This window comes from Paraburkholderia jirisanensis, from assembly GCF_054782355.1.
The window spans coordinates 621,559-646,257 of the sequence record NZ_BAAGSQ010000027.1 but is presented as its reverse complement, the minus strand read 5'-3'; the positions used below and the strand labels follow the sequence as shown (position 1 = coordinate 646,257).

The 24,699-nt window shown below is 63.7% G+C and carries 23 protein-coding genes; 8 read left to right on the top strand and 15 right to left on the bottom strand.

The window, feature by feature from the left end:
• Positions 1 to 16: 16 nt before the first annotated feature.
• The 3 genes from mreD to ACYVNQ_RS25660 form a co-directional block, all read right to left on the bottom strand.
• Positions 17 to 529 (bottom strand): rod shape-determining protein MreD, encoded by a 513-nt coding sequence (gene mreD / locus ACYVNQ_RS25670; RefSeq protein ID WP_460906025.1) that lies wholly within the window; start codon positions 527 to 529, stop codon positions 17 to 19.
• On the bottom strand, positions 526 to 1,710 hold the full coding sequence (mreC, locus tag ACYVNQ_RS25665) for a rod shape-determining protein MreC (RefSeq protein ID WP_460906023.1): 1,185 nt from the start codon (positions 1,708 to 1,710) through the stop codon (positions 526 to 528). Before mreC ends, mreD begins: the two co-directional genes overlap by 4 nt.
• Positions 1,711 to 1,873: 163 nt before the next feature.
• Positions 1,874 to 2,917 (bottom strand): rod shape-determining protein, encoded by a 1,044-nt coding sequence (locus tag ACYVNQ_RS25660; RefSeq protein WP_017772379.1) that lies wholly within the window; start codon positions 2,915 to 2,917, stop codon positions 1,874 to 1,876.
• A 462-nt stretch (positions 2,918 to 3,379) separates the two neighbouring features.
• On the opposite strand from ACYVNQ_RS25660, the gene gatC reads away from it, so the two are divergent.
• The 5 genes from gatC (at position 3,380) to ACYVNQ_RS25635 (ending at position 8,493) form a co-directional block, all read left to right on the top strand.
• Positions 3,380 to 3,679, top strand: coding sequence for an Asp-tRNA(Asn)/Glu-tRNA(Gln) amidotransferase subunit GatC (gene gatC, locus ACYVNQ_RS25655; RefSeq protein ID WP_460906021.1), 300 nt, complete (start codon positions 3,380 to 3,382; stop codon positions 3,677 to 3,679).
• A gap of 23 nt (positions 3,680 to 3,702) precedes the next feature.
• Positions 3,703 to 5,199 carry an Asp-tRNA(Asn)/Glu-tRNA(Gln) amidotransferase subunit GatA gene (gene gatA / locus ACYVNQ_RS25650; protein ID WP_460906019.1) on the top strand — a complete coding sequence of 499 codons (1,497 nt, stop codon included), beginning with the start codon at positions 3,703 to 3,705 and terminating at the stop codon, positions 5,197 to 5,199.
• A gap of 2 nt (positions 5,200 to 5,201) precedes the next feature.
• Positions 5,202 to 6,677 carry an Asp-tRNA(Asn)/Glu-tRNA(Gln) amidotransferase subunit GatB gene (gene gatB / locus ACYVNQ_RS25645; RefSeq protein ID WP_460906017.1) on the top strand — a complete coding sequence of 492 codons (1,476 nt, stop codon included), beginning with the start codon at positions 5,202 to 5,204 and terminating at the stop codon, positions 6,675 to 6,677.
• Positions 6,678 to 6,824: 147 nt separating this feature from the next.
• Positions 6,825 to 7,661, top strand: a complete 837-nt coding sequence (locus ACYVNQ_RS25640) for a PPK2 family polyphosphate kinase (RefSeq protein WP_460906015.1) — start codon at positions 6,825 to 6,827, stop codon at positions 7,659 to 7,661.
• 52 nt (positions 7,662 to 7,713) lie between these two features.
• Positions 7,714 to 8,493 (top strand): exodeoxyribonuclease III, encoded by a 780-nt coding sequence (locus ACYVNQ_RS25635; RefSeq protein WP_460906013.1) that lies wholly within the window; start codon positions 7,714 to 7,716, stop codon positions 8,491 to 8,493.
• A gap of 26 nt (positions 8,494 to 8,519) precedes the next feature.
• Here ACYVNQ_RS25635 and ACYVNQ_RS25630 read toward each other — a convergent pair whose 3' ends face one another.
• From ACYVNQ_RS25630 to argB, 7 genes are all read right to left on the bottom strand, one after another.
• A complete protein-coding gene (locus ACYVNQ_RS25630; RefSeq protein ID WP_460906106.1) occupies positions 8,520 to 9,773 on the bottom strand; it encodes a M48 family metallopeptidase in 1,254 nt (417 codons plus the stop codon).
• Positions 9,774 to 9,931: 158 nt separating this feature from the next.
• Positions 9,932 to 11,326, bottom strand: a complete 1,395-nt coding sequence (locus ACYVNQ_RS25625; RefSeq protein WP_460906011.1) for an AmpG family muropeptide MFS transporter — start codon at positions 11,324 to 11,326, stop codon at positions 9,932 to 9,934.
• A gap of 13 nt (positions 11,327 to 11,339) precedes the next feature.
• Positions 11,340 to 11,948, bottom strand: a complete 609-nt coding sequence (gene metW, locus ACYVNQ_RS25620; protein WP_460906009.1) for a methionine biosynthesis protein MetW — start codon at positions 11,946 to 11,948, stop codon at positions 11,340 to 11,342.
• Positions 11,945 to 13,090: a homoserine O-succinyltransferase MetX gene (gene metX, locus ACYVNQ_RS25615; RefSeq protein ID WP_460906007.1), complete on the bottom strand. Its 1,146-nt coding sequence runs from the start codon at positions 13,088 to 13,090 to the stop codon at positions 11,945 to 11,947. The genes metW and metX overlap by 4 nt, the downstream gene beginning before the upstream one ends.
• Positions 13,091 to 13,422: 332 nt before the next feature.
• The gene (gene slmA, locus ACYVNQ_RS25610; RefSeq protein ID WP_460906005.1) at positions 13,423 to 14,160 is read right to left on the bottom strand and encodes a nucleoid occlusion factor SlmA; all 738 of its coding nucleotides are present in this window, start codon (positions 14,158 to 14,160) and stop codon (positions 13,423 to 13,425) included.
• Entirely contained in the window at positions 14,127 to 14,918 is a 792-nt protein-coding gene (locus ACYVNQ_RS25605; RefSeq protein WP_460906103.1) for a pyrimidine 5'-nucleotidase, read from the bottom strand. Before ACYVNQ_RS25605 ends, slmA begins: the two co-directional genes overlap by 34 nt.
• 283 nt (positions 14,919 to 15,201) lie before the next feature.
• Complete coding sequence (argB, locus tag ACYVNQ_RS25600) at positions 15,202 to 16,101, bottom strand: acetylglutamate kinase (protein WP_460906003.1); 900 nt, start codon at positions 16,099 to 16,101, stop codon at positions 15,202 to 15,204.
• Positions 16,102 to 16,322: 221 nt separating this feature from the next.
• Between argB and ACYVNQ_RS25595 the strand changes: the two genes are divergently transcribed.
• The 3 genes from ACYVNQ_RS25595 to ACYVNQ_RS25585 all read left to right on the top strand — a co-directional run bounded on the left by ACYVNQ_RS25595 (position 16,323) and on the right by ACYVNQ_RS25585 (position 18,628).
• Complete coding sequence (locus tag ACYVNQ_RS25595; protein ID WP_460906001.1) at positions 16,323 to 16,610, top strand: cysteine-rich CWC family protein; 288 nt, start codon at positions 16,323 to 16,325, stop codon at positions 16,608 to 16,610.
• 147 nt (positions 16,611 to 16,757) lie between these two features.
• Entirely contained in the window at positions 16,758 to 18,089 is a 1,332-nt protein-coding gene (locus tag ACYVNQ_RS25590) for an ATP-binding protein (protein ID WP_460906101.1), read from the top strand.
• Entirely contained in the window at positions 18,086 to 18,628 is a 543-nt protein-coding gene (locus ACYVNQ_RS25585) for a response regulator transcription factor (RefSeq protein ID WP_460905999.1), read from the top strand. The genes ACYVNQ_RS25590 and ACYVNQ_RS25585 overlap by 4 nt, the downstream gene beginning before the upstream one ends.
• Before the next feature lie 153 nt (positions 18,629 to 18,781).
• Here the strand turns inward: ACYVNQ_RS25585 and hslU are convergent, their stop codons facing one another.
• From hslU to ACYVNQ_RS25560, 5 genes are all read right to left on the bottom strand, one after another.
• Positions 18,782 to 20,122, bottom strand: coding sequence for an ATP-dependent protease ATPase subunit HslU (hslU, locus tag ACYVNQ_RS25580; protein ID WP_460905997.1), 1,341 nt, complete (start codon positions 20,120 to 20,122; stop codon positions 18,782 to 18,784).
• Positions 20,123 to 20,131: 9 nt separating this feature from the next.
• Positions 20,132 to 20,668 carry an ATP-dependent protease subunit HslV gene (hslV, locus tag ACYVNQ_RS25575; RefSeq protein WP_042327310.1) on the bottom strand — a complete coding sequence of 179 codons (537 nt, stop codon included), beginning with the start codon at positions 20,666 to 20,668 and terminating at the stop codon, positions 20,132 to 20,134.
• A gap of 433 nt (positions 20,669 to 21,101) precedes the next feature.
• Complete coding sequence (gene dksA / locus ACYVNQ_RS25570; protein WP_460905995.1) at positions 21,102 to 21,521, bottom strand: RNA polymerase-binding protein DksA; 420 nt, start codon at positions 21,519 to 21,521, stop codon at positions 21,102 to 21,104.
• A gap of 496 nt (positions 21,522 to 22,017) precedes the next feature.
• Positions 22,018 to 23,100 (bottom strand): CobW family GTP-binding protein, encoded by a 1,083-nt coding sequence (locus ACYVNQ_RS25565; protein ID WP_460905993.1) that lies wholly within the window; start codon positions 23,098 to 23,100, stop codon positions 22,018 to 22,020.
• A 343-nt stretch (positions 23,101 to 23,443) separates the two neighbouring features.
• Positions 23,444 to 24,646: a class I SAM-dependent rRNA methyltransferase gene (locus ACYVNQ_RS25560; RefSeq protein WP_460905991.1), complete on the bottom strand. Its 1,203-nt coding sequence runs from the start codon at positions 24,644 to 24,646 to the stop codon at positions 23,444 to 23,446.
• Between the last annotated feature and the right edge of the window lie 53 nt (positions 24,647 to 24,699).

The following is a 24,699-nucleotide window of genomic DNA, read 5'->3' as shown; positions in this document are numbered from 1 at the left end:
GCTTGCAGCAGCTGCATCAGATAGGCCGCGTGTCGTCCGGGTCGGCCGGGCGGCGCTGCGGCATCAGCAGCAGCACACTGGCGACCGGCCACAACGCGGCTTCGACAAAACCGTCGACCAGATAGCCCCAGCCGGGGAACGCCGCGCCGGTCAACAGGCGGATGATGAACGGCACCAGCTGCGCGACCACCAGCAGCGGCATCACGGCGAAGATCTGCACCGGCATCGTCATCCACAGCACGCGGCGGTGGATCGTGATCGCGCCGTACGACAGCAGCGTATAGGCAAGCGCGTGCTCGCCGAACAGGCTGGCGTTGTGCACGTCCATCAGCAGGCCGAGCATGAACGCGATGCCCATACCGACCTTGCGCGGCTGATGCACGTTCCAGAACAGCAGCACCAGCGCGACGCAATCGGGTACGCCGACGAGGCGCCCCCACGGCATGATGTTCAGCAGGAACGCGGCAGCGAGGCTGAACGCGATGAAGTACGGGTTGACCGGCTGCAGGATGTATTGCGGGCGGTTCACGGTTGGGTCCCTTGAGCCGTGGGCGACTTGGCTTGCGCGGCGGGTGCTTTCGCTTCGGCTGCGCGCGCCTTGGGTTCGGCTGCCGGCGATTTTCCTTGAGCCGTTTGCGCCTTCGCGTTTTTGTCGGCGGCGGGTTTCTTCTCGGCCGACGCGGCTTTCGCGCCGGCTGCGGGTGTTTTAGCGTTTTCAGCGGGCGCTTTCGCGTTTGCCGTAGCCGCCGCAGCCGAGCCCGCTTGCGCAGGCGCAGCGGCTGCACCGCTCGCGGCATTGGCAGCCTTCGCGCTCTTCTTCTTCGCGTCTTTCGCGGCGCTGGCGGCATCCGGCTCGTCCGCCGGACGCGGCGGCACATCGTGCTGGTAGTGCAGCACCAGCAATTGCCGCGCGCCGCGGGCCTGCGCGATCGGCGCGCAGATCACGTGCGCAAACGCGGTATCGGCGAGCTTGTCGACCCGCACCACCTTCGCTACCGGCAGCCCCGGCGGATAGACGCCGTCGAGCCCGCTGGTGACGAGTTCGTCGCCGGCCAGCACGTCGGCGCTGGTCGGCACGAAGCGCAGATCGAGCGAATCGCCCTTCGGCGTGCCGTAAATCACGCTGCGCAAGCCGGTGCGCACGATTTGCACCGGCACCGCCTGATCCTTGTCGGTGAGCAGCGTCACTTCCGCCTGCATCGGGAATACACGCGTGACCTGGCCCACCACGCCGTCTTCGTTGACGACTGGCGAACCATCCTGGATGCCCTGTTGCGAACCACGCCCGATCACCACTTTCTGCGTGAACGGATCGCGGGTGTCGTACTGGATTTCGGCGGGGGTGGATTGAATCGGCGAGCGCTGCGACAACTGCAGCAGGTTGCGCAGATGCGAATTTTCCGCGCCCAGCTGCGCCGCTTCGTTCGCCTGCTGCGAAAGCCGCAGGTTACGCGCGCGCAGTTGTTCGTTCTCACCGCGCAGCGTCGCGCTGGTCACTGCGAGATCGGCGGCGCCCATAAAAATGTCGCGCGGCACGAGGGCCGCGCGCTGCAACGGGTAAATGCCGGCGCCGAGCACGCCGCGCACGATCTCGAGCGTCCGGAATCGCGCATCGGTAATCAACAGCACGAGCGCCAGCACGACAAACATGATCAGCCGTGCAAGAGCCGATGGGCCTTGTTTGAATAGAGGCGGCGGACTGTATTCCATGGTCGGCGCCGGGGGCGTGAGCGGTTAGGTGAGGCTGGGGCGCACAAACTGGCGCGGATGGCGACGGCACGACAGACGGCCGCCAGCCTGGCGGCACACCCGACGCGCGGCGGCTGGACAAGCCAGCCGATCGATCCGCGCCGCTGACATGGAAGGGGCTCGCTTACTCGTACGAGAAGATGCTGCCGAGCTTGTCCATCCGCTCGAGCGCCATGCCTGAACCGCGTACCACGCAAGTCAGCGGATCTTCGGCGACCAGCACCGGCAGGCCGGTTTCTTCCGCGAGGAGGCGGTCGAGGTCGCGCAGCAGTGCGCCACCGCCCGTCAGCATCATGCCGCGCTCGGCGATGTCGGCGCCCAGTTCCGGCGGCGTTTGCTCGAGCGCGATCTTCACCGACGACACGATCTGGTTCAGCGGATCGGTGAGGGCTTCGAGAATTTCGTTGCTGGAGATCGTGAAGCTGCGCGGAATGCCTTCCGACAGGTTGCGGCCCTTCACTTCCATTTCCTTGACTTCGGAGCCGGGGAACGCGGAACCGATTTCTTTCTTGATCGCCTCGGCGGTTTGCTCGCCGATCAACATGCCGTAGTTGCGGCGGATGTAATTGACGATTGCTTCATCGAACTTGTCGCCGCCAACCCGCACCGAACCTTTGTACACAATGCCGCCGAGCGAAATCACGCCGACTTCGGTCGTGCCGCCGCCGATATCGACCACCATCGAGCCGGTGGCTTCCGATACCGGCAGGCCTGCGCCGATTGCGGCGGCCATCGGTTCTTCGATCAGGTAGACCTGCGAGGCGCCCGCGCCGTGCGCGGCTTCCTTGATCGCGCGGCGCTCGACCTGGGTCGAACCGCACGGCACGCAGATAATGATGCGCGGCGACGGCGAGAACATCCGCGATTCGTGTGCAGTCTTGATGAACTGCTTGATCATCTGCTCGGTGACGGTGAAGTCGGCGATCACGCCATCCTTCATCGGGCGGATCGCTTCGATGTTGCCCGGCACCTTGCCGAGCATCTGCTTTGCTTCGCGGCCGACGGCCTGGATGGTTTTCTTGCCGTTCGGGCCGCCTTCCTGGCGGATCGACACGACCGACGGTTCGTCGAGAACGATGCCCTTGCCACGCATGTAGATCAGCGTGTTGGCGGTGCCGAGGTCAATGGCGAGATCGTTGGAGAAATAGCTGCGCAAAAAACCAAACATTCAAAATCCTGTCTCGCTGGGAGCCGGGCCTCGCATCGTACGCGGAGGGCGGCAGCGGAAAATATTAACGGCTTCAGTCGGGGTGACTCGAGCAGGCTTCGACGCGACGTGGACGTTCGGAAACCATTCGGAAATCACGCGGAAAAACTGAAGCGGCTGGGGTAGCTACCGGTGACTTATGGCAAGGCCGTTCGCCTTTGGTTCAGTCCGCATGGGATTCATTCCCTTCCGGGAAACTGCGGGAAAACTGCTGGGAAACACCAGAAAGGCCTTGGTAAGTCGGTCCGGGTTTGGGTCGAACGCGTAATGATACCTTATAATTTTGCTTGATTTGAAGGAAACGAGTGGCAGTTTTTGCCGCCGCGCGGCCCTTTTTCGAGGGCTCGCTCCAATGACCTAAGCGGCTGTCGCAACACTGTTTTTGACTGTTGCAACGGCCCCGCCTCTCTTGCCGGTGACCGCATGGCTTTGACCCTGACCGATGTGAAACGCATCGCCCATCTTGCGCGGCTCGAACTGCCCGACGCCGACGCCGAACATACGCTCGCGCAGCTCAACGATTTCTTCGGCCTCGTCGAGCAGATGCAGGCCGTCGACACCACGGGCATCGCGCCGCTGGCCCATCCGATCGAGCAGATCGAAGACGTGGCGCTGCGTTTGCGCAACGACGCCGTCACGGAAACGGTGCGGCGCGACGACTTCCAGCGCGCCGCGCCGGCGGTGCAGGACGGCCTGTATCTGGTACCGAAGGTTATCGAGTAATCGTCCGAGACGGGAACAACGCAATGCATGAGAAAAGCCTGACCGAACTGCGCGCCGCGCTCGCTGCGAAACAAGTGTCCGCGGTGGAACTCGCAGAGCTGTACCTGAAGCGGATCGCCGCGAACCAGAGCCTGAACGCGTTCGTGCACGTCGATCCGCAACTGACGCTGGAACAGGCGAAGGCCGCCGATGCGCGTCTTGCCAGCGGTGACGCCGGTGCGCTGACCGGCCTGCCGATCGCCCATAAAGACGTGTTCGTCACGCGCGGCTGGCGTTCCACCGCGGGTTCGAAGATGCTCGAAAACTATACGAGCCCGTTCGATGCAACGGTGGTCGAGCGTTTGAACCGCGCGGGCATGGTGTGCGTCGGCAAGACCAATATGGACGAATTCGCGATGGGTTCGTCGAATGAGAACTCCCATTTCGGCCCGGTGCACAACCCGTGGGATATCAAGGCGGTGCCTGGCGGCTCGTCGGGTGGCTCGGCCGCGGCGGTTGCCGCGCGTCTGGCGCCCGCTGCGACCGGCACCGATACCGGCGGCTCGATTCGCCAGCCGGCGTCGTTCTCCGGCGTGACCGGCATCAAGCCGACCTACGGCCGCGTGTCGCGCTACGGGATGATCGCGTTCGCGTCGTCGCTCGACCAGGGCGGCCCGTTTGCGCAAAGCGCCGCCGATTGCGCGCTGCTGCTCAACGCAATCGCCGGTTTCGACGAACGCGATTCGACCAGCCTCACGCGCGAAGACGAAGATTTCACGCGTCATCTGGGGCAGACATGGTCGGGTAAAGCGGTCGCGGCAGCGGACAAGCCGCTCGCCGGCCTGCGCATCGGCTTGCCGAAGGAATACTTCGGCGCCGGCCTCGCCGACGACGTGCGTGCCGCGATCGACGTCGCGCTCAAGCAATACGAAGCGCTCGGCGCCACGCTGGTCGACGTATCGTTGCCGAAAACCGAATTGTCGATCCCGGTTTATTACGTGATCGCGCCGGCCGAAGCATCGTCGAACCTGTCGCGTTTCGACGGCGTGCGCTATGGCCATCGCGCCGCGCAGTACGGCGATCTGCTCGACATGTACAAGAAGTCGCGCGCCGAAGGCTTCGGGGCCGAAGTGAAGCGCCGCATTCTGGTCGGCGCCTATGTGCTTTCGCACGGGTACTACGACGCGTACTACCTGCAGGCGCAAAAAATCCGCCGCATCATCGCGCAGGATTTCCAGCAGGCGTTCGAGCAGTGCGATGTGATCATGGGGCCGGTCGCGCCTTCCGTGGCGTGGGATCTCGGTGCGAAGGGCGACGATCCGGTGCAGATGTATCTGGCCGATATCTATACGCTGTCGGTGAGTCTCGCAGGTCTGCCGGGCATGAGCGTGCCGTGCGGTTTCGGCGCGGGCGCGAATGCGCAACGGCCGGTCGGCTTGCAGATCATCGGCAACTATTTCAACGAAGCACGCATGCTGCAGGTTGCGGACGCGTTCCAGCGCGTCACCGGCTGGCATCGCCAGGCGCCAGCGGGAGTTTGATCATGGCCAAAGAATGGGAAGTCGTTATCGGTCTCGAGACGCACGCGCAGTTATCGACGGTCTCGAAAATCTTTTCGGGCGCCGCGACGCAATTCGGCGCTGAGCCGAACACGCAGGCCTGCCCGGTCGATCTCGCGCTGCCGGGCGTGCTGCCGGTGATGAACCGCGGCGCGGTCGAACGCGCGATCCGCCTCGGTCTGGCGATCGGCGCAACAGTCGCGCCGCGCAGCATCTTCGCGCGCAAGAATTACTTCTATCCGGATCTGCCGAAGGGCTACCAGATCAGCCAGTACGAGATCCCGGTGGTGCAGGGCGGGCAGATCACGATCCAGGTGCCGGCCAACGAAAAGGCCGGCAAGGACGCGTACGAAAAGACCGTCAACCTGACTCGCGCGCACCTCGAGGAAGACGCAGGCAAGTCGCTGCACGAAGACTTCGCGGGGATGACCGGCATCGATCTGAACCGCGCGGGCACGCCGCTCTTGGAAATCGTCACTGAGCCGGAAATGCGCAGCGCAGCCGAAGCGGTGGCATACGCGAAGGCGCTGCATGGTCTGGTGATGTGGCTCGGCATCTGCGACGGCAACATGCAGGAAGGTTCGTTTCGCTGCGACGCGAACGTATCGGTGCGACCGGTCGGGCAGAAGGAATTCGGCACGCGTGCCGAGATCAAGAACCTGAACTCATTCCGCTTTCTCGAAGAAGCGATCCAGTACGAAGTGCGGCGCCAGATCGAACTGATCGAAGACGGCGGCACCGTCGTGCAGGAAACGCGTCTGTACGATCCGGACAAGCGCGAAACGCGCTCGATGCGCAGCAAGGAAGACGCGCACGACTACCGCTATTTCCCCGACCCTGACCTGATGCCGCTGATGATCGATTCCGCGTGGATCGAGCGCGTGCGCAGTGAAATGCCGGAGCTGCCGGCGGCGATGCAGCAGCGCTTTGTCGAGCAGTACGGGTTGACGCGCTACGACGCCGGTGTGGTGACGTCGAGCAAGGCGATGGCGCTCTACTATGAAGCGCTCGTCGCCAGGGCCGGCGCGGCGCAGGCAAAAGCCGCGGCAAACTGGCTGATGGGCGAGGTTTCGTCGCAGTTGAACCGCGAAGACCTGCAGATCGACGCAAGCCCGGTGTCCGCCGCGCAGCTCGCGCTGGTTCTGCAACGCATCGCAGACGGCACGATCTCGAACAAGATCGCGAAGGAAATTTTCGTCGCGATCTGGGAAGAGAAAGCCACCGACGAAGCCGCCGCCGATCGCATCATCGAAGCGAAGGGCCTGAAGCAGATCTCGGACACCGGCGCGCTCGAAGCGATCATCGACGAAGTGCTGGCGGCTAACCAGAAGTCGGTCGAAGAATATCGGGCTGGCAAGGAAAAGGCGTTTAACGCGCTGATCGGCCAGGCGATGAAGGCGACCAAGGGCAAGGCGAATCCGCAGCAGGTCAACGAGTTGCTGAAGAAGAAGCTGGCCTGAGCGGGCGTTAGCGCGCGCAAGCAAGGCGCTGCGTCAGCAGCGCTTTTCGGTCATGATGGGCTGTTGCCGGATGGGAATTGGGCAACAGCCCATTCGTTTTTTGGCGAGATGTCCGGCGAACCTTGTCTGTCGAAGAGGAGACGTTTGATGGCGAAGAAACCTGAGCTCGACGATTTCCGCGTGCCGTTTTTCCAGGAAGGCAAAAAGGCCGCGTTCAAGCTGACCGACTTCGATCCCGGCCTGAAGCCGTTTTCGAACGGTTCGAAGGATGAGGCCCGCGGGCGTCTTGCCGAAATCGGCGCGCAGCTCGATGCGCTGCAGGAGCGCCTGCATGCGCAGCGGCGCCAGCGCGTGCTGCTGGTGCTGCAGGGCATGGATACCAGCGGCAAGGACGGCACGATTCGCGCGGTGTTTCACGAGGTCGATCCGCTCGGGTTGCGCATCGTGCCGTTCAAGGCGCCGACACCGGTCGAGGCCGCGCACGATTTCTTGTGGCGCGTGCATTCGCAGGCGCCCGCGGCCGGCGAACTGACCATCTTCAATCGCAGCCACTACGAAGACGTGCTGGTGCCGACCGTGCTCGGTCAACTGACCAAAGACCAGCGCGACACGCGCTATCGGCATATCCGCAACTTCGAGGCGTTGCTCGCCGACAGCGGCACGACTATCGTCAAATGCATGCTGCACATCTCGAAGGACGAGCAGCGGGCGCGGCTGCAGGCGCGCATCGCAGACCCGACCAAGCACTGGAAATTCGACGTCTCCGATCTCGAAGCGCGCAAGCAGTGGGACAAGTATCAGGACGTGTATAACGAGGCGCTCGCCGCGACCTCGACCGAATACGCGCCGTGGTACGTGATTCCGGCCGATTCGAAGACGCATCGCAACGTGATGATCGCCGAGCTGCTGCTGCGCACGATGGACGCGCTGAAGCTCGAATATCCGCCGGCTAAGGAATCGTTAAAGGGTGTGGTCGTCGAATGATGGCAGCCGCTGCAGCTGACAGAACACTGAATTGAAGAACAAAAGGAACGACATGTTGCGTGTAATCACCGCCAATCTGAACGGCATCCGCTCGGCATCGAGCAAAGGTTTTTTCAAGTGGTTCGGCGAGCAGAACGCCGACGTGCTGTGCGTGCAGGAAATCAAATGCTCGCAAGACGACATGACGCCGGAGTTTCTCGCACCGCACGATTTCACCGGCTACTTCCAGCATGCGGTGAAGAAGGGCTATAGCGGCGCAGGCGTTTATACGCGGCGCGAGCCTGATGAAGTCGTGATCGGTTTCGGCAGCGAGGAGTTCGATGCGGAAGGGCGCTATGTCGAGCTGCGCTTCGGCAAGCTTTCGGTGATCTCGGTGTATGTGCCTTCCGGTTCGAGCGGCGAGGACCGTCAGCAGGCGAAGTTTCGCTTCATGGACGTGTTCATGCCGCATCTCGCCGAACTGAGCAAGGAACGCGAAGTGATCGTGTGCGGCGATGTGAACATCGTGCACAAGGAAATCGACATCAAGAACTGGAAGAGCAACCAGAAGAACTCCGGCTGCCTGCCCGAAGAGCGCGCGTGGCTGACGAAGCTGTTCGACGAAGTCGGCTACGTCGACGTGTTCCGCACGCTCGATCAGCGGCCCGAGCAGTACACGTGGTGGAGCAACCGCGGGCAGGCTTATGCGAAGAACGTCGGGTGGCGTATCGACTATCAGATCGCGACGCCCGGCATCGCCGCCAAAGCGAAGCGCGTCGACGTGTTTCGCGATATCAAGTTCAGCGATCACGCACCGCTGACCGTCGACTACGATCACACGGTCGACGGTTGATCGCATCGCCGCGGCTAGCCGTTTAGCTAGTCGCGCGCCGCGGTGCGCCGCTGCTTGCCGGTGCCCGGATAGTCGGGCAACGTATCGACGGTCTTGCCGATCGCCTTCGCGTAGAGCGGCAGCATGTCCGACAGCCGTTTCACGATGTCCTGGCGGCGCGCCGGCGGGTACGGGTGCACGTAGATGAAGCCCTGATCGCGATTGCCGCGCGTCGCGGCCGCGAGCTTGTCCCACAGCGTCACCGCAGCGCGCGGATCGTAACCCGCGCGCGATGCGATCTCACTGCCGATCACGTCGGCTTCGGTTTCGTCGGCGGGCTCGTACTTCATCTCCAGCAATTGCGAGCCGATGCCGAGCGGTGCCGCACCGAGATCCGCGAGGCCGAACAGCTGCGGAATCGTGCCGGCACCGAGCTGCGCGGCTTGCTGTTCGCCGAGCCGTTCGCGCGCATGCTCGCGCAGCGCGTGCGCGATCTCATGTCCGATCAGCATGCCGAGCTCGTTGTCGTTCGGCTTCACGCGGTCGAGCAGGCCGCTGTACACGACGATCTTGCCGCCCGGCAGACAGTACATGCGTATATCTGGCGAGCGGACTACCGCGACATCCCACTTCCATTGCTTCGTGCGGTCGCTCCATTTCAGCGAGTACGGGATCAGCTTGTCGGTGATCGTGCGCACACGTCGCGTGCGCGGATCGGTCTCTGGATACAGGCGATTGGCGTGATCGGCGCCGCGCGCGATCTGGTCGAATTCCTCGGCGGCTTGTCCTTCGAGCATCGACGATGGAATCAGATTGCGGAACACCGCGTAGCCGCCGTACCGTAGTTGCGGGTTCGGCTGGAATGGCGTTGAGGTTGCGGTGGGGCTGGGCGTCGAGGTTGGCGCGTGCGATGCGACTGGTGGCGCGGCGGTGCTTGAGCCGGCTTCCGGAGGCGCCGATGCGCTGGATGCGCCGGCGGTGGGCTCGGGTTTGGGTTCGGGTTTGAGTTCCGCCTTCGGTTCTGCCTTCGGTTCTGCTTTTGGTTCTGCTTTTGGTTCTGCCTTCTGCTCCGGCTTCGATTCGGGCTTCTGCTCGGACTTTGTTTCGGTCTTTGTCTCAGACTTCGGTGCAGTTTTCACCGCTGTCGCCGGCGGGTTCGCGCCACCCGATGCGCTCCCTTGCGTCGCCGCGGCGGGCTGGTTTGCCGGCGGATTCGCAGGCGGATTGGCCGTCGGATGCGCAGCAGAACCAGCAGCCGGCGCCGAACCTGCATTAACAGCCGACCCCGCGCCCGCCGCCACATCAGCCGCATACGCACCAGCCGGCACAACACCAGCCCACAGCAACGCGACTAGCGCGGCATGCACACACCTCAGACGATAACGATGACGGCGCACTGCAACAGCCGACACGACAGACGAATACTGCCGACGCGCGGCGCACCGCGAGACGAACAACGTCACGACGGCTTCCTCCACGGAGCGATCCGGAACAAAAGTAGCATACCGGGCACCGCGAGGAGCGTGCATGCGATGAAGTAATGAAACCAGCCGAATTGCGCGACCACATAGCCGCTCGCTGCCGAGGCGAGGGTACGTGGCACGGACGCGAGGCTGGTGAACAGCGCGAACTGCGTGGCCGTATAGCGCGGATCGGTGGTGCTCGCGATATACGCGGTGAACGCGGCGAGCGTCAGGCCCGTAGTGAACGTCTCGAAACCGTACACAATTGCGAGTGCAAACAGCTTCGGATCGAGCTGCACGGTCCAGCTGCTGCCGACCAACGACAGCACATGCGTCGTGAACTGGCTCAGCGTCTCGGCGAGATGATAGGTCGGCGCAAGCTCCGCCGCGCCAGGCCCAAACTGCGTGAGCCACGCGAAGCCGAGCGTCGACACCATCTGCAGGATTCCGAAGATCCACAGCCCGCGGCCGATGCCGATCTTCATCAGCCAGATGCCGCCGATAATGCCGCCCGCGAGGCTTGCGCCAAATGCGGTGGTTTTCGCGATCACGCCGATTTCCGTGCGCGAAAAGCCAATATCGAGGAAGAACGACGTCGACAGTGTGGTGGCCATCACGTCGCCGAGCTTGTACAGGAAGATGAAGGCGAGCACGAACAGCGCGCCTTTCCAGCCGTCGCGCCGGATGAATTCGCGGAACGGCTCGACGATCGCCGCGCGCAGGTTTCTCGGCGGCTCGCCGTGCACTTCGGGCTCGCGCACGACGAGCGTCATCACCATGCCCGGCAGCATGAACGCGGCGGTGAAGACGAACACCGTGGCCCACGGCAGATGGTCCGACAGGATCAGCGCCAATGAACCGGGTATCAGCGCGGCAATCTTGTACGCGTTCACATGCACCGCATTGCCGAGGCCTTGCTCGGTATCGCGCAGCAGTTCACGCCGGTACGCGTCGATCACGATGTCCTGGCTTGCGCCGAAAAACGCCACCAGCGCGGTGAGCGCGGCGACTGTCCAGATCGCATCGCGCGGCGACACGATGCCGAGCGATGCAATCGAGGCCGCCACCAGAATTTGCGTGAACAGCATCCAGCCGCGCCGCCGGCCCGGCCGCCAAAACGGCAGGCGCGGCACGTAGCGGTCCATCAGCGGAGCCCAGACGAACTTCCACGTATACGGAAACTGGATCAGCGCGAACAGGCCGATTTCCTTCAGGTTGACCCCTTCGGAACGCAGCCAGGCCTGTACGAGGTAGACGAGCGTGAAGAGCGGCAACCCCGACGTAAAGCCGAGAAACACGCAGATCAGCATGCGCGTGTTCAGAAACGCGCGCCAGCCGGTGTGTTCTACGTGAGCGTTAAGTGCGCGCGCCTCGTGTGGCGGGTTCGACATGTGAATGGTGGCGTTAGCTTTTCTTGACGCGATAGACCGCAAGACTACCACGCCAGTTCACGCCCCAACGCACGGTCTGGCCGCCGTGCAGCACCACCCGATCGAGGATTTCGATGCCAACTTCCGGCGCCAGCGCCTCGAAGTCCTTGATGGTCAGCACGCGCACGTTCGGCGTGTTGTGCCATTGATAAGGCAGCGACTTCGACACCGGCATGCGGCCCTGCAAGACCGCCAGACGATGCGGCCAGTAGCCGAAATTCGGGAACGATACGATGCACTCCTTGCCGACCCGCATCGTTTCGCGCAGGATCGCCGCGGTCTGGTGAATCGTCTGCAGCGTCTGCGACAGGATCGCGAAATCGAAGCTGGCATCTTCGAACAGGCGCAGGCCGTCTTCGAGATTTTGCTGGATCACGTTGACGCCGTTCTTGGTCGCGGCGAGCACGCCGGCATCGTTGATCTCGATGCCGTAGCCCTGCACTTCCAGTTCTTCGGCGAGCAGCGACAGCAGCGAGCCGTCGCCGCAGCCGAGGTCGAGGACTGTGGCGCGCGGCTCGACCCAGCGGGCGATCGCGCGGAAGTCGGCACGGGTGGATAGAAGGTCGAAGGCTTGCTGGTTCATGCGTTCACCTCGTGCGCGATCCGTTCGTAATAGGCGCGCATCAGGTTGTGATAGCGGGGGTCGTCGAGCAGAAACGCGTCGTGGCCATGGGGCGCGTCGATTTCGCCGTAGGTCACGTGACGCTTGTGGTCGAGCAAGGCCTTGACCAGTTCGCGCGAACGGGCCGGCGCAAAGCGCCAGTCGGTCGTGAAGCTGGCGATCAGGTATTTGGCCTTGGTGTGCGCGAGCGCGGCGGTCAAGTCGCCGTCGAACGCCTTGGCCGGATCGAAGTAGTCGAGCGCACGGGTGATCAGCAGATACGTGTTCGCGTCGAAGTAGTCGGCGAACTTGTCGCCCTGGTAGCGCAGGTACGACTCCACTTCGAACTCGACGTCGAAATTGAAGTTGTACGCGTCGAGCGCGCCTTCCGCGCGGCGCAGCGCGCGGCCGAATTTGGCGGCCATGTCGTCGTCGGACAGATAGGTGATGTGGCCGATCATCCGCGCCACGCGCAGGCCGCGCTTCGGCTTCACGCCGTGCGCGTAGTAGTTGCCGCCGTGAAAGTCCGGGTCCGACAGGATCGCCGAACGCGCGACTTCGTTGAACGCGATGTTCTGCGCGGACAGCTTCGGAGTGGACGCAACCACGATGCAGTGCGCGACCCGCTCCGGGTACATCGTGCTCCACGCGAGCGCCTGCATGCCGCCGAGGCTGCCGCCCATCACCGCGGCGAAGCGCTCGATACCGAACGCGTCGGCCACGCGCGCCTGCGCGTCGACCCAGTCTTCGACGGTCACCACCGGAAAACGCGCGCCGTATGGCGTGCCGGTGGCCGGATCGACGCTCATTGGGCCGGTCGAACCGAAGCAGGAGCCGAGATTGTTCACGCCGATCACGAAGAAGCGGTTCGTGTCGAGCGGCTTGCCGGGGCCGACCATGTTGTCCCACCAGCCGACTTCTTTCGGGTCGTCCGCATAGACGCCCGCGACATGATGCGACGCGTTCAGCGCATGGCACACGAGCACCGCGTTGCTGCGTGCCGCGTTCAGCGTGCCGTAGGTTTCGACCATCAGGTCGTAGTTCGCGAGCGAGCTGCCGTTCTGCAAACGCAGCGGCTCGGAGAAATGCATTTTTTGTGGAGCGACGATGCCGATCGATTCCATTAATTCCGCCTTTGACGACTGCCTGGCGGCTAAATGGTGTCGGCGCTGCGCAGCAAAGAGGATGCGCGGGGCTGACGACCTCTTTAGCCGCATTTATGTGAACCGTGCAGGAACCGACGAGGTCCGGCAGGTTCGCGCGCCCGCAATCAAGTCAGCAAATCGGCGCGGTACTACGTGTTTAAGCCTGGAGGCAGCCTGGTGTTAGCTTGGCGCCACGGGAAAGCGTGACTGCAATACCCTTGCAATAGCCGCAGAGTATAGCGGAAATTCCCGCGCGGCAGCATCGGGCCGCGGCGCGTGGCACGCTTCCGATACCCGCTCGCGCCCGGATGTTATTGCAGGATCAGCAGCAACTGCGCATCGGCGTGTTCGCCCGGCGCGCGTGCGAAGCCGCTTCGCACGTAGCGGTGCCAGCGGCCGATGATGTAGCTGAGCAGCAGATTCGCGCGCACGGCGGGATCGTAGTCAGCCGGCAGCGGCACCGCGCTTTCGCGTTTCGCATGAAGCGGCACGGCATCGCTTGCATGCGGCGCCTGCTGCGCGTTCGCCTCCATCAGGCCGACCCGCAGACATTGCTTCAGCGACGCTTCGATACGCTCGAGCATCTGGTTGACGCGTTCGGTCAGCCGCTCATGCTCGCCGACTAGCGCCTCGCAGGTCAGCACGCGCGTCATGCCGGGGTTCTTCGCCGAGAAACTCAGCAGCGTCATCGCGATCGCGCGCGCCTGCAGTACGCCGTTCGGCTCTTTCGCGACGATCTGGTTGATCAGCCCGAACAACGTATGCTCGATAAATTCGATCAGCCCTTCGAACATCTGCGCCTTGCTCGCGAAGTGCCGGTACAGCGCGGCTTCCGACACGCCGAGGCGCGCGGCGAGCGCCGCAGTGGTGATCTTTTCGTTTTTCGGCGCCTCGAGCATCGCCGCGAGCGTCTGCAGGATATGGACGCGGCGCTCGCCTGGCTTCAGGCGCACCGCGCGTGCAGGGTGGCGGTTTGCCTCGGGCGCGTCGGCGCCCTCGCCCGGCTTGCCTTCGGTTACGGCCTCGTCATGCTTGCGAATCGGCTGCATGTCTGTCGTCCCTTCAGTCGCGCCGAGCGGTTGCCCAGTCGTAGCGATTTTAACGAACGAATGCGCCGGTCGACATAATGCGGGCGTCCGGTGCCCGGCAACGGCGCCGGTGTGCCGTCTGCGCGCGCTCGCGCCGGCAGGTGGCCGACGATCCAGATGGTGCGGATGCCGAGGCGCTTGTAACTCTTCAGATGCCCGCGCGTATCTTCGACCAGAATCGCGTCCGCGGGCCGCACGTGCGCATCGCGCATTGCCTTGCGCAGCATCGCCGGGTCGGGCTTGGCCCGCCAGCCGCGCCGGTCGCGCATGTGTTCGACGGCGATCACCCGCTCGAACAGCCGCTCGATCCGCAGTTCTTCGAGCACCGCTTGCGCGTAGGCTTGCGGGCCGTTGGTCAGTACGATCTTGCGGCCCGGCAGCGCGGCAACCAGCCGCGCGAGGCCGCGCTCGCTGCGCAGCATCGTGCGCAGGTCGGGGAACGTGTGCACGACTTTCAGAAAATCGTTGGGGTCGATCGGGTGATGGCGCGCGAGACCCAGCAGGGTTGCGCCGTAGCGCTGCGTGTAGCTGGTGCGTAGCCGGTCCGCCTCCGCGTGATCGACCTGCAGCGCATCGATGATGTACTGCGTCATCGCGGTGTTGATCGCCGGGAAGATCGCGTGCGAAGCATGGTGCAGCGTGTTGTCGAGATCGAACAGCCACACCGGACTGCCGGCTTCGATTGGCGGACGGCGGCGCTTGGGGCGGGAAGTGCGCATGATCAGATGGGTTGCGCCGGGCTTCATGTCAGGCCTGCTCGGCCGATGATGGGGCGGGCGGATCGGATTGGAAGGGCGAGTGGTCGCGTAATGGAACGACGCCGACAGTATGACTTGTCTTGCGTGAGACGCGGCATGTGGCGCGCGACGGCGGCGCCGTATGCCGGAGCGATGCTTGATGGCTGCCAGGTGCTGGCAGCTGATTGGTTAAAGCAGGAGAAAACGCGGTGAGCGCGGTGGTGAAGCCCGCCCGCGGCGAAACCGCGGGCCGCGCCCTTTGTGTTCAATGCGAGCGGATCATCGTGCCGAACGGTTGCTCGGTCAGAATCTCGAGCAGCACCGAGTGTTCGATGCGGCCATCGATGATGTGCACTGAGCGCACGCCGCTTTTCGCCGCGTCGAGCGCCGACGAAATCTTCGGCAGCATGCCGCCGGAGATCGTGCCATCGGCGAACAGCCCGTCGATTTCGCGCGCCGACAGGTCGGTCAGCAACGTGCCTTCCTTGTCCATCACGCCGGGGATATTGGTCATCATCACCAGCTTTTCGGCGTTCAGCACCACCGCCAGCTTGCCCGCGACCAGATCGGCGTTGATGTTGTACGACAGGCCGTCTTCGCCGAAGCCGATCGGCGAGATCACCGGGATGAACGCGTCGTCCTGCAGCGCCTTGACGACAGCCGGGTTGATCGATTCGACCTCGCCGACCTGGCCGATATCGACGTACTGCCCCGGATTGTCGCGGTCCGGCATCATCAGCTTGCGTGCGTGGATCAGGCCGCCGTCCTTGCCCGTCAGGCCCACCGCGTGGCCGCCGAAGTGGTTGATCAGCGTGACGATATCTTGCTGCACTTCGCCGCCGAGCACCCATTCGACGACTTCCATCGTCTCTTCGTCGGTGACGCGCATGCCCTGGATGAACGTGCCCTGCTTGCCGATTTTCTTCAGCGCCTGGTCGATCTGCGGGCCGCCGCCGTGGACGATCACCGGGTTGATGCCGACCAGCTTCAGCAGGATCACGTCGCGCGCGAAGCCCTGCTTCAGACGTTCTTCCGTCATCGCGTTGCCGCCGTATTTGATCACCACGGTTTTACCGTGGTATTGGCGGATGTAGGGCAGCGCTTCGGCGAGGATTTCGGCCTTTAGCGTGGGGGCGATCTGGGACAGGTCGGAAAGCTCGGACATATCGGAGGCTCGGCTGGGAACGGTCAAAACACGGCGAATTGTACAGGACTGGCGCGCTGCAACAGCGATTTTGGCGCACGCTGTTGCGACACGCGCGACGCCGGTTGCGCAGTGCGCAATGGCGCGCGGCGCGCGGGTGGCGCTGTCTTGCCGCGCGCCTCGTCTGCGGCGGCCAGACGTGGCATCATGGCCCATCGTCCGACCGGTTTCATTCCGCTGTCATGAACCCGACTGTTGCCCGCCCCGCATCGTCAGAAGCTACCGACGCACACGCCGCGCCTGATGCGCACGATTCGCGCGATCCGCAAAGCGCGCGTTGCCCGCGCTGCGGCCGCTCGTTCGACTGCGGCCGCGAGGCGCAGGCAGCCGACTGCTGGTGTCACGCGATGCCGCCGCTGCCCGCCGAACTGCTCAAGCCGGGTAGTCGCTGCATGTGCCCGGAATGTCTGGTCGAGGAGATCGCGCGGGCGCACGGCAATCCCGCTGCCGCCGCTGCTGCGGACGACTGACGACCGGCCTTGCTGCGACTAGCTGAAACTCACCGCAACTCCGCGCGCCGCCGGCCCGCTTTCCGTCCGAGCGTTGCGCCAGTGACACAGTGACGCGCTGCGCATACGATCGGTAATTCGGGTCGCTTCAGCAGGTACACTGACGTGATGCACCGCATTACGAACACGGGCCGGGTCAACCTCGGGCATCTCTTCTGGCTGCGCAGCCTCGCCATCATCGGGCAACTGCTGACGATCGCGTTCGTCCAGATTTTTGTCGGCGTGACGCTGCCGCTGCCCGCGATGCTGCTGGTCATCGGGCTTGAGGTGATCTTCAACGGCTTCACGTGGCTGCGCGTGTCGCAGCAGCGGCCCGAGTCGAATCTCGAGCTGTTCGGTCAACTGTGGGTCGACCTCGGCGCGCTGTCCGCGCTGCTGTTTCTGTCCGGCGGCACCACTAACCCGTTTGTTTCGCTGTACCTGCCTTCGCTGGCGATCGCCGCGGCCGTGCTGCCGTGGCATCTGGTGATCTGGCTCGCGGCGTTTGCGGTGGCGTGCTATGCCGTGCTCGGCTTCGAATCGGTGCCGCTCAATCTGGACAACCCGGCCAACCTGTTCGACTACTACCGCGCCGGCATGTGGGTGAACTTCACGGTCAGCGTCGGGCTGATCACGTGGTTCGTCGCGCGCATGTCGCGCGCGCTGCGCCAGCGCGATGCGGCGCTCGGCGACGCGCAGCAGCGCCTGTTGCGCGATGAGCGGGCGGTCGCGCTGGGCGTGCAGGCGGCCACCGTCGCGCACGAAATCGGCACGCCGTTGTCAACCATCGCGATGCTCACCGAAGAATTGCGCGACGCGGCGCGCACCGACGCGGGCATGAAACCGTACGCCGCCGATCTCGACCTGCTCGAGCAACAGATGTCGATGTGCACGTCGGCGCTCGCGCGGTTGCGCAGCCGCGCCTCGGAGCCGGGCAGCCGGCAGACGATCGGCGATTGGCTGGATACGTATGTGCAGCAGTGGCGGCTGCGCCATCCGCACGTCGAACTGAAGCAACTGTCGGCGCCGTCGTCCGATGTCGAACTGGACGATACCGTCGCGGTCAGCCAGATTCTGACCATCCTGCTCGACAACGCCGCGCGCGCCAGCCGCGATCACGTGACGCTGGCGGCTACGCTGGTCGAGCGCGGCAGTACGGTTGAATTCGAAGTGTGCGACGCGGGGCCGGGCATTCCGGCGTCGTTGCGCAACTCGCTCGGCACGGCGCCGGTCGATAGTACGCAGGGCGGCCACGGCGTGGGCCTGTACCTGGCGTTTTCGGCGGCGGCGCGTCTGGGCGGTTCGGTCGAACTCGCGGATGCGAAAGAAACGCGGCCGCGCGGTACGCGCGCGATTTTGCGGGTGCCGGTGGCGGCAACTACAACGACAGCAGCAGATCAAGGTCAACCGGGCGTGAAGCGGGCAGGGTCCGTGTCGTCCAGAAAGGAGAAACAGGCATGAGCGACATGAACTTCCTCGTGATCGACGACGACGAAGTGTTCTCCGGCATTCTTGCGCGCGGCCTGACTCGCCGCGGCTTCACGGTAGCCGAAGCGCACAATGCCGACGACGCGATCAAGCTGGCGAACCAGCAGAAGTTCGGGCAGATCACGGTGGATTTGCATCTGGGCAAGGATTCGGGGCTGAACCTGGTCGCACCGCTGCGCGAGCTGCAGCCGAATGCGCGAATGCTGGTGCTGACCGGCTACGCGAGCATCGCGACCGCGGTGCAGGCGGTGAAGGACGGTGCGGACAACTATCTGGCGAAGCCCGCCAATGTCGAGACGATTCTCGCCGCGCTGCAGAGCGAAGCGAGCGCGATCCAGGCCGAAGAGGCGATCGAGCATCCGACGCCGCTGTCGGTGGCGCGGCTCGAATGGGAGCATATCCAGCGAGTGCTGGCGGAAAACGGCGGCAATATCTCGGCGACCGCGCGGGCGCTCAACATGCATCGGCGCACGCTGCAGCGCAAGTTGTCGAAGCGGCCGGTGAAGCAGTAAGGCGCGGATGGTTGCGCGCGCAAGCAAAAAAACGGGCGGCTCTCTTGTTGCGAAGAGGCCGCCCGTTTTGTGTGCGAGGTTTTCTGCGGGCTAACGCGCGCGTTAGTGCGTTAGCGCATTGGCGCGTTAGCGTGGCCCCGAAGCGTTACGCTTTTACAGCACGTAGCGCGACAGATCCTCATCATCCGCGACTTCGTTCAGCGCACGGTCGACATACGCCGCATCGATCCTCACCGCCTGCCCGGTGTGATTGCCTGCCGCGAACGACACTTCCTCGAGCAGCTTTTCGATCACCGTATACAACCGCCGCGCACCGATGTTCTCGGTCTTCTCATTGACCGAGTACGCGATCTCGGCGAGCCGGCGAATGCCGTCTTCAGCGAAATCGAGGTTGACGTCTTCGGTGGCGAGCAGCGCCTGATACTGCTTGACGAGGCTCGCATCGGTCGACACCAGAATCGCCTCGAAGTCCTTCACCGACAGCGAATCGAGCTCGACGCGAATCGGAAAACGACCTTGCAGTTCAGGGATCAGATCGCTCGGCTTGGCCAGATGGAACGCGCCGCTCGCAATAAACAGGATGTGATCGGTTTTCACCATCCCGTACTTCGTGTTGATCGTCGTGCCTTCGACCAGCGGCAGCAAGTCGCGCTGCACGCCCTGGCGAGACACTTCGCCGCCGCCCGCTTCGTTGCGCGAAGCGATCTTGTCGATTTCGTCGAGGAACACGATGCCGTTCTGCTCGACGTTCTGCACCGAGCGGGTTTTCACCTCTTCGTCGTTGAGCATCTTCGATGCTTCTTCGTCGGTGAGCAGCTTCAGCGCTTCCTTGACCTTCAGCTTGCGGCGCGTCTTCTTGCCGCCGCCCAGATTGGCGAACATCGAGCGGATCTGCTCGGTCATGTCTTCCATGCCCGGCGGCCCCATGATGTCCATGCCCGCTTGCGGCTGCTCGACATCGAGTTCGATTTCCTTGTCGTCGAGCAGGCCTTCGCGCAGACGCTTGCGGAAGGTCTGACGCGTCGAGCTCGACTCGTCGTGACCTTCACTCGCACCCGAACCGAAGCCGACCGGACGCGCGCCCGGCAGCAGCACGTCGAGAATCCGGTCTTCCGCCTGGTCTTGCGCCTTCGAGCGCACCTTGCGCATTTCCGTTTCGCGCGTCTGCTTGACCGAGATCTCCATCAGGTCGCGCACGATGCTGTCGACGTCGCGGCCCACGTAACCCACTTCGGTGAACTTGGTCGCTTCGATCTTGATGAACGGCGCGTCGGCGAGCTTGGCCAGACGCCGCGCGATTTCGGTTTTACCGACGCCGGTCGGTCCGATCATCAAGATGTTCTTGGGCGTGATTTCCTGCCGCAGCGGATCGGCCACCTGCTGACGGCGCCAGCGATTGCGCAGCGCAACCGCGACCGCTTTCTTCGCGCGATGCTGGCCGATGATGTGCTTGTCGAGTTCCGAGACGATCTCGGCGGGAGTCATGGTGCTCATCGTGGGTCCTTACTCGATCGTCTCGATGACGCGATTGTGGTTCGTATAGATGCACATGTCGCCGGCAATCTCGAGCGACTTTTCGACGATCTCGCGCGGCGACATCTCGGTGTTGTCGGCCAGCGCCTTCGCCGCGGCTTGCGCATACGCGCCGCCGGAGCCGATCGCGCAGATCCCGCCTTCCGGGTCGAGCACGTCGCCGTTGCCGGTGATGACCAGCGTGGTGGTCGCATCGGCGGTGATCAGCATCGCTTCGAGACGGCGCAGCATGCGGTCGGTGCGCCAGTCTTTTGCGAGTTCGACCGCGGCGCGCGTCAGGTTGCCCTGATGCTTTTCAAGCTTCGCTTCGAAGCGGTCGAGCAGTGAGAACGCGTCGGCGGTGCCGCCGGCGAAGCCGACCAGCACCTTGCCGTTATAGATGCGCCGGACTTTCTTTGCACCGCCTTTCATGACGATGTTGCCGAGCGTGACCTGGCCGTCGCCGCCTAGCGCCACCTTGTCGCCGCGGCGCACGGAGACGATCGTCGTGCCGTGAAATTGCTCCATATGCGTTCCTTTGTGCAAAACAGGTAGGACGCGGTGTCGTCGATGCGCCACCGCCTGAATCCAAGAACAGCGGACGCCGCGCGTATTGAGCGCCACGCGCGCGTGCAACGCATCGGGTTTATTTTAGGGCTTGCGAAGCCATATCAAGGGCCGCGCGGACGGACGATCGACAAATCATTTCTAAGAATGATCTGTGTATTTCGGCAGAAGAATGAGAATAAGCCGGTAAATCATGCGTTAAACCGACGATTCACTAAGGTGAAGCTTACCTATTGAATGCGAGCGCTTTAGCGTTGCGGAGAATTTGCGCATCAACGCAGTGCAAATAGGCCAAGCCTAAGCGGAACGCGCAAAACAAAAGAGGCGCACGAACCCGTGCGCCTCCAAGGAAGCAGCGTAAGCGACGCGGGCCCCGGGCCGCGTCGAGCGGCGGTCAGTCGCCGAACAGCTTCTGGCGCAACTCGCGGCGCTCTTGCGCTTCGAGCGACAGCGTGGCCGTCGGCCGCGCGATCAGACGCGGAATGCCGATCGGCTCACCGGTTTCTTCGCACCAGCCGTAATCGCCCGAATCGATGCGCGCGAGCGATTGCTGCACCTTCTTCAGCAGCTTGCGCTCGCGGTCGCGCGTGCGCAGTTCGAGCGCATGCTCTTCCTCGATCGTCGCGCGATCGGCCGGGTCCGGCACGATCACGGTTTCGCGCAGATTTTCGGTGGTTTGGCCGGCATTGCGGAGAATCTCCGCCTGCAGCTGCTCGAGCCGGTTCCTGAAGAAAGCGAGCTGATCCTCGTTCATGTAATCCTTGTCGCTCATCTTCAGGATTTCGGCTTCAGTCAACAGTCGTTTCGTCGTCATCTGGCTTGCTTCTTCAATGTGAGGCAAATCGGTGAGGATTGCCCGCACTTTCGTGTTGCCCGCACAAGGGCGCTTCGATGACGCTCCAATGAGCGCCGGCGAACACGGACGATGGGCTGTCGTGACGCCGAAGCGCCGGTGCGGGGCCGAACTCCTCTGGAAAGCGATCTACAGATACTTCCGAGGCCATACTTCCCGGCAACGCGCATGTGAGCCGGCGTGCCGGCCGACGTATCGGCGTGTTTCCCGGATCAGGTTTTCCGGCGCCGTGGTACGCCCAGCATGCTTGCGCACTGACCGGGCGAATCGTTCTCTTTCTCCGGCGGGCCGTATTGTAACTGAATCACAATGCAGTCCCGCAATACGGGGCCATCCCTGCTACGGCCCCCGTTATCGTGAAAATATAACGCGCTGTCAGGTAAAAAGCGATGGGCGAGCGCACGTTCGAACAGCAGGGTTTTCACGCGCCTCGTTTTTCGCCCGCAGCGCCCGGCAATTACGCCAGGCAGCCGTTCAGCCCGTCGGTGATCAGATCCTGCGGCAGCTCGATGCCGATGAAGACCATCTTGTTGGTCTTCGTTTCGGCCGGCTGCCACTTGGCCGCGAGGTCGCTGCCCATCATCTGATGCACGCCCTGGAACACCACCTTGCGGTCGACACCCTTCATGTACAGCACGCCTTTGTAGCGCAGCAGACGCTCGCCGTAGATCTGCAGGATGCCGCCGAGGAAGTCTTCCAGCTTGTTCGGGTCGAACGGGCGATCGCTACGGTACACGAACGACTTGATCTTGTCGTCGTGATGCGCGTGATGATGGTTGTGGTGGGCGTGGTCGTGGCCCTCGTGGTCGCAGTGGCCGTGGTCGTGATCGCAGTTCTCGTGATCGTGGTCGTGACCGTGCGCGTGATCATGGGCGTGGTCATGATCGTCTTCCGCGAGGAATTCCGGGTCGATCTCGAGCTTCGCGTTCAGGTTGAAGCCGCGCAGATCGAAGATTTCCTTGATGTCCGCTTCGCCGAAATTGACCTGCTTGATCGCGGCCTTCGGGTTCATGTGCATCAGGCGGTGGCGCAGGTCGTCCAGAGTCGCTTCGTCGACCAGATCCGCCTTCGTGACGAACAGCCGGTCTGCAAAGCCGACCTGGCGCTGCACCACTTCGTGCTCGTTGAGCTGATGGTTCGCGTGCTTTGCGTCGACCAGCGTGATGATCGCGTCGAGCAGGAACTGGTCGGCGATCGAATCGTCCATGAAGAAGGTCTGCGCGACCGGGCCCGGGTTCGCGAGGCCGGTGGTTTCGATCACGACGCGCTCGAAGTCCAGCTTGCCCGCCTGCTTCTGCGCGGCGAGATCGGCCAGCACCCGTGCGAGGTCGCCGCGGATCGTGCAGCAGATGCAGCCGTTGCTCATCTGGATGATCTGCTCGTCGGACTCTTGCACGAGAATTTCGTTGTCGATGTTCTCTTCGCCGAACTCGTTTTCGATCACGGCGATCTTCATGCCGTGCTTTTCGTTCAGGATGCGCTTAAGCAGCGTGGTCTTGCCGCTGCCCAGAAAGCCGGTGAGGATAGTGACGGGAATCATGTGGGTCGCCTTTAAAGTCGCCTGTTGATGCGTAAGCCTCTGGCCCCTTCTGGCCGTGGCCGCTTGCGGGTCCGACGCGTGAATCGGGGTGAAAACGGCCGGTCGGGTCATCCCGGACCGGGCGGATCGAGGCGGTTATTGAAACATATCTGCCGGGGCGATGCCGAGAGCGGATTTGTCTGGCGGCCGCGATTGCTGCTTTGCGGCTTCACTCGGCCGCCCCGCGCCACCTGGCTCTCTTGCCGCTTCGCCCCCAAGCCGCCCGGCTGCCGAACCGCCGAACCGCCGAACCGCCGAACCGCCGAACCGCCGTCGCGCCGGAAATATTCCGAACTATGGGCGATCAGGCAATTTGCAACAATAGGCCTTTCAGGTATTCGCCTTCCGGGAATGCGCTCAGCAGCGGATGGTCGACGCCGGCGCCAAGCCGCTTCAGGATCCGCGCGTCGACGCGCGCATCGGCCGCCGCGCCGGCGACGATCTTCTGGAACAGCTCAGCATCGATCGCGCCCGAGCACGAATAGGTGAACAGCAAGCCGCCCGGGCGCAGCAGCCGCAGGCCGGTCAGGTTGATGTCCTTGTAGGCGCGCGCCGCGCGGTCCACGTGTTCGCGCGACGGCGCGAACTTCGGCGGGTCGAGCACGACCAGGTCGAAGCGCTCGCCTTCTTCATGCAGGCGGCGCAGCGTCTTGAACGCATCGGCGTCGAGCCAGCTGGCACGGGCTGCGTCGAAGCCGTTGGCCACGACGTTCTGCTGCGCGAGCGCCAGTGCTTCGCCCGACGAATCGATCGACACGACGCGCGTCGCGCCGCCTTTCAACGCCGCCAGCGAAAAACCGCCGGTGTAGCAGAAGCAGTTCAGCGCGTCGCGCCCGTGCGCGAACTGCTGAACCAGTGCGCGATTATCGCGTTGGTCGATGTAGAAGCCGGTTTTATGGCCGTGGCGCACGTCGACGTGATAGCGCACACCGTTTTCGCGAGTCATCAGCGTGTCGGGCGGCGCGTCGCCGGCGAGTACACCGGTGATCTGCTCGAGCCCTTCCTTTTCGCGGATCGACACGTCCGAGCGCTCGTAGACGTTCGGGCAGCCGGTGGCGCCCGTCAGTGCCGCGACGATCGCTTCTTTCCACGCTTCGACGCCGGCCGCCATGAACTGGCAGACCAGCTGGCCGCGTCCAGCGGCATCATCGGCCGTGTAGTAGTCGACGATCAGGCCAGGCAGGCCGTCCGCTTCGCCGAAAATCAGGCGCACCGCGCCGGTGTCGCTGACCATCGTCTGGCGGTGTGTGAGTGCCCGCTGCACGCGACGCTTGAAGAACGCATGGTCGATCGGCTCGGCCTCGTCGAAGCTCCAGACCCGCACGCGAATCTGCGAATGCGGGCTCCATGCGGCGCGAGCGAGAAAGCGGCCGTCGTGCGCGCGCACGAGGACGGTAGCGCCGGCGGCCGGGTTGCCGTCGACCCGGTCGATCGCGTTCGCGTACACCCACGGGTGGCGGCGTTGCAGCGATTTCTCTTTCGACGGCTTGAGCGTGACGGTATTCATGAATGTGTGGGATTCAACAGGGGCAAGGTACCGCGTGAGGACGGCGGAACAGC